The organism is Pseudoalteromonas sp. B160 (assembly GCF_037162485.1).
GTDB lineage: Bacteria > Pseudomonadota > Gammaproteobacteria > Enterobacterales > Alteromonadaceae > Pseudoalteromonas > Pseudoalteromonas rhizosphaerae.
In genome coordinates, this window is record NZ_JARLUX010000001.1 from 716550 (window position 1) to 730178 (window position 13629).

At 40.8% G+C, this 13629-nt stretch carries 10 protein-coding genes and 3 pseudogenes; 2 read left to right on the plus strand and 11 right to left on the minus strand.

Annotated features, from left to right (window positions below):
* Nucleotides 1-170 precede the first annotated feature (170 nt).
* Nucleotides 171-716, plus strand: coding sequence for a GspH/FimT family pseudopilin (locus P4S61_RS03310; protein WP_145237230.1), 546 nt, complete (start codon nt 171-173; stop codon nt 714-716).
* Between the two features lie 116 nt (nt 717-832).
* A complete protein-coding gene (locus tag P4S61_RS03315) occupies nt 833-1324 on the plus strand; it encodes a GspH/FimT family pseudopilin (protein WP_182731097.1) in 492 nt (163 codons plus the stop codon).
* 22 nt (nt 1325-1346) lie between these two features.
* On the opposite strand, the gene P4S61_RS03320 is transcribed toward P4S61_RS03315, so the two are convergent.
* The 11 genes and pseudogenes from P4S61_RS03320 to ileS all read right to left on the minus strand — a co-directional run bounded on the left by P4S61_RS03320 (nt 1347) and on the right by ileS (nt 13605).
* Nucleotides 1347-1769 carry a type IV pilin protein gene (locus P4S61_RS03320; RefSeq protein ID WP_145237238.1) on the minus strand — a complete coding sequence of 141 codons (423 nt, stop codon included), beginning with the start codon at nt 1767-1769 and terminating at the stop codon, nt 1347-1349.
* Nucleotides 1753-4960: pseudogene (locus P4S61_RS03330) on the minus strand (pilus assembly protein). Before P4S61_RS03330 ends, P4S61_RS03320 begins: the two are co-directional and overlap by 17 nt.
* Nucleotides 4961-4970: 10 nt before the next feature.
* On the minus strand, nt 4971-5453 hold the full coding sequence (locus P4S61_RS03335; protein ID WP_145237244.1) for a pilus assembly PilX family protein: 483 nt from the start codon (nt 5451-5453) through the stop codon (nt 4971-4973).
* Nucleotides 5441-6430, minus strand: a complete 990-nt coding sequence (locus P4S61_RS03340; RefSeq protein WP_145237247.1) for a PilW family protein — start codon at nt 6428-6430, stop codon at nt 5441-5443. Before P4S61_RS03340 ends, P4S61_RS03335 begins: the two co-directional genes overlap by 13 nt.
* A gap of 1 nt (nt 6431) precedes the next feature.
* Nucleotides 6432-6991, minus strand: a pseudogene (pilV, locus tag P4S61_RS03345) (type IV pilus modification protein PilV).
* A 133-nt stretch (nt 6992-7124) separates the two neighbouring features.
* Nucleotides 7125-7825, minus strand: a pseudogene (locus P4S61_RS03350) (LytR/AlgR family response regulator transcription factor).
* Nucleotides 7822-8862, minus strand: coding sequence for a sensor histidine kinase (locus tag P4S61_RS03355; protein WP_337117764.1), 1041 nt, complete (start codon nt 8860-8862; stop codon nt 7822-7824). Before P4S61_RS03355 ends, P4S61_RS03350 begins: the two are co-directional and overlap by 4 nt.
* A gap of 38 nt (nt 8863-8900) precedes the next feature.
* Nucleotides 8901-9830, minus strand: coding sequence for a 4-hydroxy-3-methylbut-2-enyl diphosphate reductase (gene ispH / locus P4S61_RS03360; RefSeq protein WP_149980806.1), 930 nt, complete (start codon nt 9828-9830; stop codon nt 8901-8903).
* Nucleotides 9830-10270: an FKBP-type peptidyl-prolyl cis-trans isomerase gene (gene fkpB, locus P4S61_RS03365; protein ID WP_145237262.1), complete on the minus strand. Its 441-nt coding sequence runs from the start codon at nt 10268-10270 to the stop codon at nt 9830-9832. Before fkpB ends, ispH begins: the two co-directional genes overlap by 1 nt.
* Nucleotides 10267-10767 (minus strand): signal peptidase II, encoded by a 501-nt coding sequence (gene lspA / locus P4S61_RS03370; RefSeq protein WP_145237265.1) that lies wholly within the window; start codon nt 10765-10767, stop codon nt 10267-10269. Before lspA ends, fkpB begins: the two co-directional genes overlap by 4 nt.
* 9 nt (nt 10768-10776) lie before the next feature.
* Nucleotides 10777-13605 carry an isoleucine--tRNA ligase gene (ileS, locus tag P4S61_RS03375; protein WP_145237269.1) on the minus strand — a complete coding sequence of 943 codons (2829 nt, stop codon included), beginning with the start codon at nt 13603-13605 and terminating at the stop codon, nt 10777-10779.
* Nucleotides 13606-13629 lie beyond the last annotated feature (24 nt).

Here is a 13629-nt window from a genome sequence, read left to right on the forward strand (position 1 = left end):
AATTGAATCGATTTTAGACAATCCTGCACTTCATAGCAAACAAAGCAATTGAATTACGGTGATTTAATCGTCAGCAATGGTATGATTATATCAATTGGAACAATTATGTTTAAAATAAGTTCTTCAAAGTGCGCTGATTTACTCAGCGCACTCCAGTACCAGAGGTGAACATGAACAAACAACAACATGGCTTTACATTACTTGAGGTGATGGTCACCCTTGCGATAGTCGGAATTTTAGCCTCAATCGCTTTTTGGAATAGTAGCGACATGCTTGAAAATAACCGAGCTGAAAATTATTTGCTGGAGTTAAAACGTAACATCAACTTTGCTCGCGCAAAAGCCACTAGTACCGATTCATTGATCGTTGTGTGCAGTGGTAATACAACCAGCATAGAAAATGACAAAAAAGTGACCTGCTTAGATAGTTGGAATGACGGCTCTATAATCGTCTTTTATGATAGTAATAGTAATGGCGATCATAACCCACGCAGAGGAGACCGAATTCTCAGAGTTATGGAAGAAGTCCCTGACAATAATCAATTAACATTTTCAGGTGATAATTCATTGATATTTGATGCAAGTGGTCGTATTACCTCTAACCCAGGCACATTCATCTACTGTCCAAATAAAGATAACAAAAACAATAAAGCACTGACAATCAGCCAATCTGGTACGGCATTTTATAACGGAGATACGAGCGGCACCTGTGATTAAATTTCGCTCTATATTTGCATCTGATTTAGGGTCAACTAAGCTTAATCTACTTGTCATAATTGAGAACTTCAAGGATGAAGGATATAAACAACGGAGCAAAGCGACTAGGAACCACGTTGATTGAAACTATGGTAGTGTTAAGCATTATGTCAATAATGTGCCACTTAGTTTTATTTAATTATCAGCCATTACTCATAAATATCCGCCTTGACAACCATATCGCAAAAGTAAATCGAGCTATTGGCTTATCCCGTTTAAGCGCAGTATCTTATGGCGCAAACGTAACATTTTGCGCCCTTAAAAATAATCAATGCCATAGCGATAATTGGCACAAAGAACTTACTGTGTTTACTGATACTAACAAGGTAGGTAAATTTGATGGTAAAGATAAGGTTCTATTTTACATTGAACCAACACACTCTGAAGATATGCTCACCTACCCTAGGCCATTTATTACTTTTCGATATAACGGCACACCCATGGGCTTTCATAACGGTACATTTATATATTGTCCTAAGTATAAACAAGCAAGCCACAAAGGGCTTGCTATATCTATAAGCTATACTGGCAGAACGAAGATTAAAAATACCTCAAAATGCCAAGAGTAACCAAAAATAAAGCCATTACAAACTATTTACCCCAGCACATTGCAGAATTCGCTTTCGGTGTTGCGGTTTTTAGTCCTGCATCATCAATAACAAAGGTCTTACAGTCATCATCTTTTAATGGAGGACCAGCAACTGGAGTTGCTGTAAAGCTAAATGTCCCTGCATCGTTATCGACTTCAACCTCAATAGTATAAAAACCATGCTCAGTTGGTGTCGTTACACCAATATTTGCTAAATCATTTGTATATTCTCGATTATCAACAAAGAACTGCTCTTGCCGATTAGCCGCATCAAGTAATGACGTGATTGCTTCTGTGCGAGCAGTCCGTTTAACATGTTCAAAATAGCTTGGTAGAGCAATTGAGGCAATAATGCCTAATATTGCTACAGTGATCATGAGCTCAATTAATGTAAACCCTCGCTGCATGTTATTTTTGGTTGTCATTATTCTCTCGCTTATAGATAAAGGTTTGTTGAGTTTTAAAACCAAAGCCAATGGGCACCGCATCACTCACAAGCTTAATTTTGCCATCTTCATCAAACGTAATGCCTGGCCCTAGGATCTCTTTTGGTATAAATGGGTTTTTCGCACTAAATTCATCTTCAGTCGCTTTAGTTTGCTTTACTCCTGGTCCTAGTAATAAAAACTGGCTTTGTTCATTACATGCTTTACCATCACTGTCGCAAACTTCTGAGGTGCCAAAATAAAGTTGCGGTGTATCTGGTACATCATTGCTCGTGACATAACGCAATTGGTTATATACCTTGCTTCCGTAGTGCAAGTGAAATGCATATAAACCGCCACTTCCTCCACTTAAAGAACATTGGTTAATCGTGGCATCTGCTGAAGCTGGTGTGAAACTTGTAAAATAAGCAACTCCTCCAACTACAGTTGCAGCTGCGAGCGACTTTTCACCACTGCGAGGAAGATCATAATACCAACCGCTTTTTTTACTAAGCTTCACTTCCTCTTCTGTAAACTGCTCAATATCATCTAGCGCATTTGCAAAAGGATCACTATTTACATTCATTAAATCACTAGGCGTAATAGTCTCAGGAATGTCATCTCCTATAAATGACATGGTCACAGTATTAATATCACGGATCATATACAATTGATCTTGTACCGTTGTTAGTGTTGGCTTTGGTCTATTACCACTACCAATTAATATTGCGTCAAATGGGGTATCCTCGCGGATTATACTTGTTTGATTATTGCTTGTGGTACTGGTTACCTTGCTAAACATTGTACGTGCTACGGTCGCCTTATAAAAAAGCGCCTATCTTGACTAGAAATTGCTCCCCCAATTTAGCAAGTTCGAAATGGGTCCAAGGGTTTTTACTGTCGGTCGGGTTTGCACTTGGCATATCTACACGCCAAATACTACCCGCAGTATCTGTTGCATATAAGCGATCTATAAAACCGTCATAATCTGAATCAAGTATCGAAACTGTTGCTGCAATACTATGTTTTCCTTTAAAGCCTGTTTTAGGCGTTAATTCCCAAACCAAGCTACCGTCTGATGCATTGACGATATATATACCGCGCCCTTTCGTATCATTACTGAGTGATACATTGTCTTTATTAGTATCAAAACCAGCACCAAAAATTAACACTGGCTCTTTCTTTCCCTTAATATATGACACAGTTGGAGCAGACCAAGTTTGTGCTAACTCTTTATAAACTCCACTGCCACCTTGAATTGTCCACATTAATTTTGGTACATCTGGATTAGTAATATCTAATGCATAATATTGGTTACCACCACGTCGCATACCGAAGAATGCCCACACGCGATCACCAGCTTCAACAACACCATCACGATCAGCATCATCAAAAAATACAGTAATTGGGCCGTCAACACCGTACACTTTGGTGTCTGCTAGATTATTACGTAATGGAGTTAAAATTTTATATAAACTACTTGGAATAAATGACCATGTTTCGCTAACATCCTTACCTTTATCTTGGAACATATGCAGAAAACCAGCATTAGTACCAATCAATATGCGAATGTCACCACTACCATAATCAATCGTAACTGGCTTTGAGTGTAATGGATCACCAAATATATCTTTTCGTTGATCACGCCGAGAGCTATCTTTATCTTCATCATCAACATCTACCCCTCTAGCCCATTCAATAGTTGAACCAACACTATTGATATCTGTGCCAAAGCTAGTAGCAACCTTAGCAAGACTACCGAATGCGGTTTGCAACGTTGAGCTTTGAAACTCAATCAATCCTCCTTTAGGGGAATCTGTATAAACAGTTCGCTCTGCTAAATTGGTAAGGTGTAAATTGACACCACCACTTTCTACCGAATTACCATCAGGTGGAGTGTTCTCGGGTAACCAAAATGTCGATGCGGTTGACTTAATCAACCCATCGTCGTTCAGTGCAGGGGTCGAATTGGCATCAACTATTTCAGTTCCTGACACTTTTAATTTTTTCAAATTACCACGCCAGCGAGCGCCGGTTTCAGGGTAAAACATAGCGTAATATATAGATTCTCGACTACGAGTTTGATCAACATTATTACTAGCTATGGAAGGTGAAGTAAAAGTATCGTTTACTTCACGGATATTGGTGATGAATTTTTTAAATGCATCAGCTAATTGCTCTGCAGTATCTGCATATTCGTATTGACCACCACCGAGTGTAGCGGTTTCCTCTAGTAGTTTTTTACCAGAGCTACTCATCCCCGATCCAAAGCCCACGGTATATACACGGCCGGTTTCGTGAATATCGGGAGTTTGAGGATACAAATCAACAACGACCTCTTCGATGTTAGCCTTTTTATTCGCGTCTACACCATGAATTACTTTAGCTAACTGATGTAAGTAGTTACTGTAGATGTAATCATTATTATTTAAATAACGACCGAAATATGACTTATATGCTTCACTTATCGCACCGTCACTATTATTATCACTTCCAGCAGATGGATCACCGTCCGTCATATAAATTATATTTACTGAGTTATCACAGCGCTTAGCTTCCTCTACACTATCTGCAAAAGGTGAAATATACGAATAACTATATTTATCTTGCCATTCATACCTACAATTCCACCCCCAGTTGTTACATTTACGAACTTGCTCTCTTCCCGCATAGACTTTACTCTCAACATTTGTATCCCTACTGCTCTCACTGAGATTTAGCGCATAGTGCAAACCTTTCCCTGTAATATACAAATATGCTTCCCAAAGAGTTTCAGCTAATGGAGTACCACCATCGGCGGGTAGGTTATCTATTGATGCTTTTATAGCATTGTGTGAGCTACCAATACCATTCAATATATAACCGCCATCAGTACTGTTATAGCGCATAAGCCCAAAATCGATGTCAGGGTTACCGGTGATCAACTCAGTCATAGCATCTTTAGCCACTCCAAGTCGACTGTCATTACATACCTTCCAGCCACCATTATTATATTGACCACAATCTTTTCCTGTTTTGGATGAAAACGCCATACTGCCAGAGGTATCAAAAATCAATAAAACTCGCGCTCTTTCGTCTATTTCTACATTATGGTTTACATATAATTCAATATCTTCCGCATAGCATTGCATACTTAAAAGTACCGCGATACTAAGTGAAATATTCATAACTAACTTTTTAAACTTGATCATATTTACTCACTTAACCGCCAGTATTTAAGCTTGCCATTTCCTGAGCAATGCCTGATGTTACTGTTATAGTATGTCTGCTTTTTGAGCCAAACGTAATGGTACTGTTTACCTGCACCATATTGCACGAAATTCCCGCTGTAAAATTAAACTTTCGAGGACATGGTAAGTCTAGTGCACCATTATTTAAATTACTCATCGTACTTGTTGTATCATCTATCTGAGGCAGTTCAAGCGTGCCATTTGGTATTTGAGCTCGAGTATATAGAAAATGACTTGTGCCGCCCTTGTTAGCCTCACCTGCAATCAATTGTTGTACGTTACCCATTAATAAATTTTCAGCTTCTTCTCGCTCAAATGCAGCATTAGTAATTTTTATATCTACACTACTACTGCTCATAAGTGTCACCGCAATGCCAGTGACAGCGACCACCATAATCAAAGCAACGACCAACACAATTCCTTGCTGTTTGGCAGCTGGTTTTAAATACGCCATAAGTTAGCCCCCACATTATTTAAGCGAATAGTTGTTGTAAATAAAGCTCGACGAAACCTGTCATTAAACCTAAGCACTCGTTGACCTGCATCCTCACCTAAAGTATACGTTTGATTGAGCTGATTTAAGTCTGCATATTCTTGTAATGACCGCACCAGTATAAAAACTTGTACGGTTAATATTCCTCGGCGGTTTTCCCAATCTGTTGCTGTCATCATTCCTACGCTTCGATAAGCATCCACACGGCCGTCATTATTTGTATCTAGCCCAAATAAAAAACGCATGTTTTCAACACCTTCCATAATAGTCTCAGTAATCATTTGGTCTTTTCTGGCGCTAAGTCGGCGTCGCATTAGTACCGGCACATTGATATTTTGTCCATTGACTTGATAAGTTTGTTCATCAATGTAATAAACGTGGTGACGATAACGCCAAATCGTTGCATTGCCGTTTATAGTCCCAGCAGCTATTGGGCCTTTGCGAAATTCAGCTCGCTCTTGCTCAGCTATAAAGTAATAATTACTTGAACTGGTATCAGCAGGATCAATTTGCAGACCCTCTAGAAATTTCACCTGTAAGATATCTGTTGTATCGTTTGAATCTGTAATACAGTTCAACTGCGCGCCTCCAGTTGATTCAAGTGCAAATACCGAACGAAAATTACTATTTGCATTATTAACGGGGAAACTACCGTTATTAAGTCCAGAAAAACAATCACCAGTAGGGTTGGTTAGAGTTGTGGTATTTTCTTTCGAAAATGAATCTTCGTAGAATGTCCCCCAAAAACCGATTTGCTCTATATCGCGCTGCATAATATTTAATGCTAAACGACCCGTTTCTTGTAATTCACCAATTACCATAGTATCTCTGGTCGTTACTTTCATACTTATGTAAGTAAACATAACTCCGCCGAGCACTAAACCACCAATAAAAAGTGCGATCATCATTTCGACTAAAGTGAAACCTCGCTGCTTCATGCTAGCTCCTTGAATAAACATAGCTTTTTAGTACCATAACGCGGCGGGTATTACTTTCTTCGCCACATGTTATTTTTTTGTCTCAGCATTAGCAGTGATCTCTTGACGTCCCCGCCAACTTACCACGACTTGAATATTAAACCCTCTGCCACCATTACCTGCCGCTACAGTATTTTCTATACACACAGTGGCGTCATCGAGCGCGCCAGTATTTTCACGGGCTTGTATTGCACGGATCCATTGTTGACGATCTAGAGCAGCTATTTGAGCTGAGCTACATGTATCGGTGTAACATGTTCGAGACTGTTCTAGTGCTGTGTTACTGGTGAATGTGCCATTATACTGAGTGATTGACGCAACTCGGTCATTTGCTCGTATCCGTTGAATAATGTCATTACCTAAAGCAACTGCTGCTGCTCGTTGCATAGAGTCGAAGCTGGCTTGTTTTGCTTTTGCTTGTAATGCGACCGCACCGAGTAGGCCAAAGCTTAAAATCACAAACGCAATTAAAACCTCTATTAACGTAAAACCATGTTGCGATGTATGCTTGATGGACCTCATATTACACCCAATATAAAACTACCTGATTATAAGGATATGCTAATAATATGTAGATACAAGATGGGTTAGGATGAACGGTTATATTTGTTGATGAATGGTTAACTATGCATTTTTGCTGCAAAATTTAATGTGCTTAAAGATGCTCTTTTACTGTTTTATAAGCGCGTCTACTTACTGGTAATAAACAACTGCAACCTTCTAATAAAACCACATGACTGCCATCTTCAACTTTTTTAGAGCGATTAGCCAGGACAGATTAATCACTATCTTGCGGTGAATTCGTAATAACTGTGTAGGATAATCCTGCTCGAGTTGTTTTAAGCTTTGATCAAGCAATGCCTCACCGTTAGTAAAAACTAAACGCGTGTATTTCTCTTCAACTATAATATAACAAACATCCTCTAATGCCACACTGCGTGTCACCCCCGCAAGCTGATAACTGATTGCCGCTGGACGTTGCTTTTGTAGATGGGCGCGTGTTAAACGACCTAGTTGATCTATTGTTTTTGCTAGATTTTGCTCCGTCACAGGTTTTACTAAATAACCCGCGGCACTGAGTTGCAAAGCTTCTAAGGCATGCTCAGGATGAGCGGTGACGAAAATAATAGCCGGAGGGACAGACAACTTGTTCAATTGTGTTGCAACTTCTAAACCGCTCATAGCAGGCATATCAACATCCAGAAATACAATATCAGGAGCCTGCAGCTTCACTTGTTGCAAAGCCTCGTTGCCATTACTTGCTTGTGCTGCATGGTTATAGTCTGGGTAATGAGCAAGTAATCGCTGTAAGCGAGCACGTGCTAGTGGCTCATCATCAACTATGAGTACCTTCATGCTTGCTCCTTGGCATTATTAATAGCCAGGGGCAGTACTAACTTTACCCGAAAAATATCACCTCGTGTTGTCATTGTCAGCTTTGCATGACCTTGATAATAAAGATCTAACCGCTGGCGAATATTATTCAGCGCCATGCCATTACCTGAGCGTTTCTGCTGCTGCGACGAGATTGGATTTTCAACTAAAATGACTAACGAGCGTTTACTAATATGTAACTCGACGTAAATTATAGCACCAGTCAATGAAGGCTCAACACCGTGACAAACAGCATTCTCTAGCAGTGGTTGTAATGTTAAGCACGGAATAGTTATCTCTGGCAATTGCTCCGGTAATTGCCAGTTGACTTGTAAACGATCAGCAAACCGCCAACTTTCAAGCGCAATATATTGCTGAGTCAGTGCGATTTCATCACTTAGTGCAGTCTCTTTCCCCACTCGCATTGCCGCTTGAGATAATGCCGCGAGCGCTAAAATCGCTTGCTCTGCAACTTGAGGATCATAATGAGTAAGCTCCGCTGCGGTATTGAGGCTGTTGTATAAAAAATGCGGACGAATACGTGCCTGTAAGGCATCTAGCTCTGCGCGAGCCAACGCATTAGTTTGCTGGTCTTTTTCAAAATGAATAGTTAAAAATTGAATAAATAATGCGGTGACTAAAAAAGCGACTAATAAGTTTCTTAAAATAAACTGATAAGTATGTTGTTGTGCAATAAAGTCGCCTCCATAGGTCACTAACAATCCGCTGAAAACCGCCGTTGTAAGTAGTAATGAAGCCATTAAAGCACTTAATTGCCAAGGCTGACCCAAGTTTGCAAGTGGTTTACGCAGTAAGTAAAGCCAAGTTAGACTAGACAAAAATGTGAGATGTAAAAACAGGCTGATCCCGCCGAGGCGGATCCAAATGTCATCCGCAGTTGCAGGAGCGAAAGCTAGTATAGTGGCGATAACTTGCGCAACGACTAAAGTAGCAAGTACGCCGCGTTCTTTAAACAGCGCCGCAAAAAGCAAAGTATTGGTTTGCACCGACTTGCTCATTGCGCGCTCCTTAATAATGTCCTGTCAGTACGCTAAGGTTAGCGTAGCTCAACGGGTACAGCAAATACGATATTCTCTACTTCGCCAGGGTTTTCAATAACCTGTTTACCGCCTAATTCTTTAAGGCGGTTAATCACTTGTTGTACAAGCACTTCAGGGGCTGATGCACCCGCGGTAACACCAACCGCATTGACATTAGCAAACCATTGATCTTCAACATTACTGGCGTCATCAATTAAGTAAGCAACAGTACCCATTTTATCAGCAAGTTCACGTAACCGATTTGAATTTGAGCTATTTTTAGCACCAACAACTAATAACACATCTACTTTATCAGCTAAGTCACGTACCGCATCTTGGCGATTTTGTGTGGCGTAACAAATATCGTCTTTACGTGGGCCATCAATCGCTGGAAACTTACTTCTTAAGCCATCTATAACATCTGCGGTATCATCTACCGATAATGTAGTTTGGCTACAATAAAATAAGTTATTTGGATTTTTCACGTTTAGTTTGGCAACATCTTCAGGCGTTTCAACTAAATAAATACCACCTTTAGCGTTATCGTATTGCCCCATGGTGCCTTCAACTTCAGGGTGACCATGATGACCAATTAAAATACACTCGATACCTTTACGACTAGCGCGGGTCACTTCCATATGCACTTTAGTGACCAATGGACATGTTGCATCAAATACTTTTAAATCTCGACGCTTAGCTTCACTGCGTACAGCTTGTGACACGCCATGGGCACTAAAAATAACAATGCTGTCGTCTGGCACTTGATCCAATTCTTCAACAAACACCGCACCACGTCTTTTCAAACCATCTACCACGTAGCGGTTATGGACAACTTCATGGCGCACATAGATCGGTTTTTCAAAGATATCTAACGCACGTTCAACGATACTAATCGCACGGTCGACTCCCGCACAAAAACCGCGCGGATTTGCCAATAAAATTTCCATTACCCGTTCACCTCTAAAATATCAACTTCAAAAGTTAAACGTTGACCTGCAAGCGGATGATTAAAATCGATGGTCACAGACTCACCCTGCACTTCACGAACAACTCCTGGTAATTCGGTACCATCAGGTTGAGTAAACGCAATAATAGAGCCAATTTTTGCCGGCGTTTCTGGGCCAAACTTACTACGGTCTACATAGTAAATATTATCTGGGTTTGGTTGACCAAAAGCATCTTCTGGCTCAAGTTCAAATGACTTGCTGTCACCAGACGCTAAACCAAATAAGCATTTTTCAAAGTTAGCCGTTAGACTACCATCACCCATCGTTAATTTTGCAGGCTTATTATGCACTTTGGTTGAATCTGCCGCAGAGCCATCCGATAGCTTAATTGAGAAATGAAAAATAACCTCTGATTTTTCACCTATAACTGCTTGGCTCATGCTTTTTGCTCCTTAGGACTTTCGCCAGTAAAGGCATCAAATAATAATAATGCGGCACCAATACAAATCGCACTGTCGGCAATATTGAACGCAGGAAAATTCCAGCTTTCATAATAAAAGTGTAAAAAGTCAATCACATAACCATGGCTGATACGGTCATATAAATTGCCAATTGCGCCCGCTAATACTAACGAGTAAGCACTGCATAAAATTTTATTAGTGGCAGGTAAACGTTTTAGCCACCAGATCAATAATACGCTGATTGAAATAGCAATAACGCTTAAAAACCAACGTTGCCAACCACCCGCTTCACTTAAAAAACTAAAAGCTGCGCCATAGTTATGCACATAGGTTAAATTGAAAAATGGCAATATATCAATTGATTCGCGTAAATTCATGGTTTTAACAACCAGTGTTTTACTGGCAAAGTCTGCTACTAAAAGTAGCAAACTTAACCAAAGCCACACTAAACCACTTTTTTGGGCTAGTTTGCTCACTTCCTACTCCTATGCGAATTGGCGTGTTTCGCCTTCGCCATCTACGTTGCTAACACAACGACCACAAATTTCTGGATGCGCAGGATTTGCACCTACATCATCACAGTAATGCCAACAACGTTCGCACTTTTGTGCATCGGTAGCTGATACGCTGATGTATAAGCCTTCAATTTCAGTTGTTTGAGTTGCATCTGGTTGTGTATCAACAGCTGTAACAGTAACGTTAGATGTTAAGAATACAAAGCGAAGCTCATCACCCAAAGCTGCTAATTTAGCTGCAAGCTCTGCATTGGCAAAAATATTCACATTAGCTTGGAGTGTCGCACCGATCACGTCTTCTTTACGTGCACCTTCTAACACACGGTTTACTTCATCACGCACAGTAAGAATCGTTAACCAATCGTCATTACTAAACTGGCCTTCGCCAACCGCTTTTAAGCCATCATACCAAACTGAAGTAAACACATATTGGTCACGTTCACCTGGCAGTGCTTGCCAAATCTCTTGTGCGGTAAAGCTCATGATTGGCGCCATCCAGCGAGTCATAGCTTCGGCAATATGATATAGAGCTGTTTGACATGAACGACGGGCATGACTATCACTTTTCGCTGTGTATTGACGGTCTTTGATCACATCTAAATAGAATGAACCAAGCTCACCAGTACAGAAATTCATTAGCTTTTGCGTTACTTGGAGCATTTGGTAACTTTCGTAAGCCGCCAAAATTTCATCTTGTAATTGCGCCGCACGGCCAACAATCCAACGATCAAGTTCAACCATGTCATCAATAGCTACTTGGTCAGTTTTAGGATCAAAACCACTTAAGTTAGCGAGTAAGTAACGGCTAGTGTTACGAATACGACGGTAGCGATCCGCAGAACGGTTGAAGATTTCATCTGATACGGTCATTTCTGCAGTGTAATCAGTTGAAGCAACCCACAAGCGTAAAATATCTGCACCGAGTTTATTCATCACATTCTGTGGTGAAATAACGTTACCTAGCGATTTTGACATCTTACGGCCGTTTTCATCAACAGTGAAACCGTGAGTTAGCACTTGACGATATGGTGCATGACCATTAATTGCCACTGACGTCATCATTGATGACATAAACCAACCGCGGTGTTGATCTGAGCCTTCTAAGTATAAATCAGCTGGACCAACTAAATCTTCGCGAGCATCAACCACACAGGCGTGCGTTACACCAGAATCAAACCATACATCTAATGTATCTTGCACTTTCATGTATTGCTGAGCATCAGCTTCACCAAGTAAAGTTGCAGGCTCTAAGTCATACCATGCTTGAATACCGGATTTTTCAACCAGCAGGGCTGCTTTTTCAATCAAAGCTTGAGTATCAGGATGAAGAGCACCGGTGTCTTTATCAACAAACAGTGCAATTGGAACACCCCAGGTACGTTGACGCGAAATACACCAATCCGGGCGACCTTCAACCATGTTTGCTATGCGGCTTTCGCCCCATTCTGGCAACCACTGAGTGTTTTTAATCTCTTTTAATGAATCTTGGCGCAAATTAGCTTGATCCATACTAATGAACCACTGCGGCGTTGCACGGAAAATAATTGGCGTTTTATGACGCCAGCAATGCGGGTAACTGTGCGTTAAGGCATGGTGATGCATAAGCGCATTACGCTCAGTCAGCACATCAACTACACTCGCATTGGCTTTGAATACATGTTGACCTGCAAAAAGCTCAGTGTCAGGTAAATAAACACCATTTGCACCAACCGGGTTAGCCACCTCTAAGCCGTATTGTAGACCTGCCACGAAATCTTCTTGACCGTGGCCAGGTGCTGTATGCACGATACCCGTACCAGAATCAGTAGTAACATGATCGGCCACAATCACTGGTACATTAAAATCATAAAATGGATGCGCCACTTGTAAATTTTCAAGTGCTGAACCCGTTACATAACCTAATACGTGAAAGTGCTTAAAGCCGTAGCGATCCATTGCATCTTTAACTAGCTCTGACCCTATAATCAAACGCTGCTGCGCGCCTTCATCATCAACTTGCACTAAGGCATATTCTAGTTCAGCATGTACGGCAACCGCACGGTTAGCTGGCAGTGTCCATGGTGTAGTTGTCCAGATCACTGTACTGACTGTACCTTTACCTTCATGATCGGCTTTTAAATCAAAGGCACTAACAACGGCCGCTTGATCAACAAACTCAAAACGCACATCAATCGCTGGTGATTGCTTATCTTGATATTCAACCTCAGCCTCGGCCAAAGCAGAACCACAATCAGTACACCAATGCACAGGCTTTGCGCCTTTGTGTAAATGGCCTTTTTCGATGATACGTCCAAGCACACGAATTGCGTTTGCTTCGAAGTCAAAATTCATGGTTAAGTAAGGCTTATCCCAATCAGCAAATACGCCTAAACGTTTAAAATCAACTTTTTGGCCTTCAACTTGTTTTTTAGCGTATTCACGACATTTCTCACGGAATTCTGCAGCCGTGACTTTCACGCCTGGCTTACCCACTTTTTTCTCTACCATTAATTCAATCGGTAGACCATGGCAATCCCAACCAGGTACGTAAGGCGCATCAAAATCAGATAAGGTTTTTGATTTAACAATAATATCTTTTAGAATTTTATTTACTGAATGACCTAAATGGATATCGCCGTTCGCATACGGAGGGCCGTCATGCAAAATAAAGGTTTTTTTACCTTTCTTAGCGTTGCGAATTTGACCGTACAGGTCGTCTTCATACCATGTCTTAAGCATTTTTGGCTCACGTTGTGCCAAATTGCCGCGCATTGGAAACGTCGTTTCCGGTAAATTCAAAGTATGCTTGTAGTCGCTCATTAATCCTAGTTTCCGTATCGGCTA